This is a genomic window from Mesorhizobium sp. B2-7-1 (assembly GCF_006440735.1).
Lineage (GTDB): Bacteria > Pseudomonadota > Alphaproteobacteria > Rhizobiales > Rhizobiaceae > Mesorhizobium.
The window spans coordinates 1-2,655 of sequence record NZ_VFUA01000206.1; the positions used below are offsets into that span (position 1 = coordinate 1).

General features: G+C 60.1%; 3 protein-coding genes. 1 reads left to right on the top strand and 2 read right to left on the bottom strand.

The genetic code is table 11. From position 1 onward, the window contains the following. Nucleotides 1-152 precede the first annotated feature (152 nt). A complete protein-coding gene (locus FJ471_RS34370) occupies nt 153-1,034 on the top strand; it encodes an alpha/beta hydrolase (RefSeq protein ID WP_140811363.1) in 882 nt (293 codons plus the stop codon). Between the two features lie 86 nt (nt 1,035-1,120). Here FJ471_RS34370 and FJ471_RS34375 read toward each other — a convergent pair whose 3' ends face one another. Beyond that, nucleotides 1,121-2,197: a site-specific integrase gene (locus FJ471_RS34375; protein ID WP_140811371.1), complete on the bottom strand. Its 1,077-nt coding sequence runs from the start codon at nt 2,195-2,197 to the stop codon at nt 1,121-1,123. Between the two features lie 242 nt (nt 2,198-2,439). Next, on the bottom strand, nt 2,440-2,655 hold a 216-nt coding region (locus FJ471_RS34380), incomplete at its 5' end, for a porin (protein WP_181179954.1).

A 2,655-nucleotide genomic window follows, 5' to 3' on the forward strand; every position in this document is an offset into this window, starting at 1 on the left:
CGCTATCGCGCCGATCCACCACCCAGGGGCGAGCCACGGGTCTCGCCCCGTCCTTCGGACCCCACAAGGGGAGAAGGAGAAAAGCTTGCTCATTTGACGATCCCTGCCCTCGCCTGTAGCTGTCGGTCACCTCAGCGAGGAACGACATTGCGATGGCGAACGACGTAGGTTTCTCCGACTTCTTCTACCCCGCGCCTGACGGACTGAAACTCCATGCCCGTATCTATGACGAAGCAAATAACGAAGGCTGGCCGGTCGTCTGCCTGCCCGGCCTGACCCGCAACGCCCGTGACTTTCACGAACTGGCGCTCCACCTCTCGAGCAAGGCGGAAAGGCCGCGGAAAGTCGTCGCCTTCGACTACCGCGGTCGCGGGCAATCCGACCGCGATCCCGATATCGGCCATTATAATGTCGGGGTCGAAGCCGGTGACGTGCTTGCAGGGCTGTCTGCGCTGGGTATCGAACAGGCCGCCTTCATCGGCACGTCGCGCGGCGGGCTGATCATCCATGTGCTCGGCGCATTGAAGCCGGCCGTGTTGAAAGCCATCGTGCTGAACGACATCGGCCCGGTGATCGAGGTGGAGGGCCTCGCCCATATCCGCTCCTATCTCGACCGTGCGCCGAAACCGAAGACATTCATCGAAGCGGCGGATGCCCAGCGGCGCGTGCATGGCGCCGATTTCCCGGCGCTCACCGACGCCGACTGGGCGCGGATGGTCCGGGCAATCTGCCGCGAGACGGAAGCCGGCTGGGTTCCGGATTTCGATCCGGCGCTGGTCGACACGCTGGCCGGCATCGACTTCAGTAAGCCGCTGCCGGATTTGTGGCCGCAGTTCGACGCGCTTGCCGCCATTCCGCTGCTTGCCATTCGCGGCGCAAACTCGAAACTGCTTTCCACGGCGACGGTTCAAGCGATGCGGGAGCGGCATCCCGGCATGGAACAGATCACCGTCGAAGGACAGGGCCACGCGCCCTTCCTCGAAACCGGGGACCTGCCCGGGAAGATCGCCGCGTTCCTCGATCGGATCGAATAAATGAAGTAAAGCCCGAGACTATCTCAGTCCCGGGCTTACCATCGAAATAAAGATTTGCAACAGCCGGCGAGGCCGATCCGCTCGGTCTATTCGCCTTTCGAGCGCTTGCGGGGCGCCTTGGCCGCTTCCTGCCCTTTCGCTTTCCGAGCCGGCGGGGCAGACGTCGGCGTCGTGAGGGGCGAAGCGAAGACGGAAGCTTCGGCCGAGCGGGACGACGCTTCGTCGCCGCGTGGCTTCTCGAGAACGACGACGCAGCCATCGAGATCGTTGGTCGCCAGATGCGCGTAACGCATGGTCATCGACAATGTCTGGTGGCCCAGCCACATCTGGACGCGCCTTATGTCGATACCGCCCTGGACGAGACGTGAAGCACAAGTGTGTCGCAGGATATGCGGCACCACCTGCTCGTCGGCGCCGAGACCGACTTCCGTCTTCGCTTCGTTCCAGATCGCGCGGTACTGCGCCTGAGTCAGCTTGGTGAACGGGCCTTTCGGCCGGCGTCCTTCCGTGTTTGGCGGCAGCTTGATGACTTCCTTGACGCGTTCGGTCATCGGAATGGTGCGGCTGCGGCCGGATTTGGTGATCCAGAAAGAGACCCGGTGTTCCTGGATGTCGTTCCAGATCAGGCCGAGCGCCTCGCCGAGACGGCAGCCGGTATCGACCAGGAAGACGGAAAGCCTATAAGCGTCCTCGCTACGGCTCTTGATCGCCGCGAACAGCCTGGCTTCTTCGTCCCTTTCGAGGAAACGAATCCGTCCCGCCCGCTCCTTCTGGCGGCGGAATTCGGGCAGGCTGTGGATATCTCCCATCTTATGCGCCTTACGCAGCAATTTGCTGAGGGCAGCCATCTTGCGATTGATGGTTGCGTTGCTGTTGCCGCGCTGGCGCAATGTGCCGATAAGATTGTCCAGGGTGTTCTGGTCAAAGGTGCTGAAACGCTCTCCCAGAAGGATCTCGTCTATTTCACCGATGAAAGAGCTGACATTGTATTTATGCCGCCCGTCATCCCAGAGTATATCTCGATAAGCTGCGAAAAGCTCCCCGATCCTATACGATTTTACTTCTCTGAGCTTGTTATACGTGTAGTTAAACTTCGAATTCTGAGAAGAGAAAAACGCAAAATGACCAGAGGCCTCGGCCTCTTGAACCGCTTCGTTCGACATTTTAGCCACACCCCCTGTGGTTAAGAGACCAGCCCTAACCGCTCGGAGATGTCCTTTCAAGAGTTTTCGAATCTTGTCGACGACCTCATCCGCGTGTTGCGGAACCCACAAGATCGCTCAACAGACCCGATCAGCTTACCGTTTCACCCCCATCCTTTCGTTTGAATTGCCGCAGTCGCGAAACAAAAACGGCCCGGGCGTGAAAGCGCCCGGGCCGGATTTCACCTGCAGGGTTCCAGCCCTTAGAAGTCGCGCTGGAAGCGGACGAAACCGCCGAGGGCATTCTTCTTGCCAGGGGCGATGTTGGTCCAGTTGTAGCCGTTGTTGTCGTGATCGTTGTGGGCCCAGTCGAGCTCGGTGATGACCGAGAAGCCGGGAACGATCGTGTAGGCGACGTTCGCCGCGAGACCGAATTCCTTCTTCTGGTCATACGAGACCTGGAGGTTGAAAGCGGTCTT

Bases quoted from the DNA above. Each gene is read 5' to 3' on its own strand.
- FJ471_RS34370 (WP_140811363.1), top strand. From the start codon at position 153: ATGGCGAACGACGTAGGTTTCTCCGACTTCTTCTACCCCGCGCCTGAC.
- FJ471_RS34375 (WP_140811371.1), bottom strand. From the start codon at position 2,197: ATGTCGAACGAAGCGGTTCAAGAGGCCGAGGCCTCTGGTCATTTTGCG.